Source organism: Shewanella electrica (genome assembly GCF_022321485.1).
Taxonomy (GTDB): Bacteria; Pseudomonadota; Gammaproteobacteria; order Enterobacterales; family Shewanellaceae; genus Shewanella; species Shewanella electrica.
Genome location: NZ_JAKOGG010000334.1, coordinates 1 through 268, shown reverse-complemented (window position 1 = coordinate 268; position 268 = coordinate 1). Strand labels below are relative to the sequence as shown.

General features: G+C 50.0%; 1 protein-coding gene. It reads left to right on the top strand.

Going from position 1 to position 268, the window contains the following annotated elements; all coding sequences use genetic code 11:
- The coding region (locus tag L9G74_RS20810) for a hypothetical protein (protein WP_238898661.1) at positions 1-268 on the top strand (268 nt) is incomplete at both ends.

The window sequence follows — 268 nt, the reverse complement described above, 5'->3', positions numbered from 1 at the left end:
ATCCAGGAATTCTTCATTCCGACAGACAGTCTCACCCAAGAAAACTCGCGTGCTGCTCCGTGCCACAAGACGCAGAATGATCTTGTAGGGCTGTATTGCAACCCATTCGTCTATAGAGCTCGACATGAGTTGTTGCTTCTCTCTCAGGAACCCGTGGTGCTCACCTTCACATTTGGGGAACTCGACCTCGAAAGCATAGCGAAGCTCATTGATCATGCGGGGAAGGATCCGGCCTTTATTTTTGCAGGCGTCAGTCGGAATCAAATTG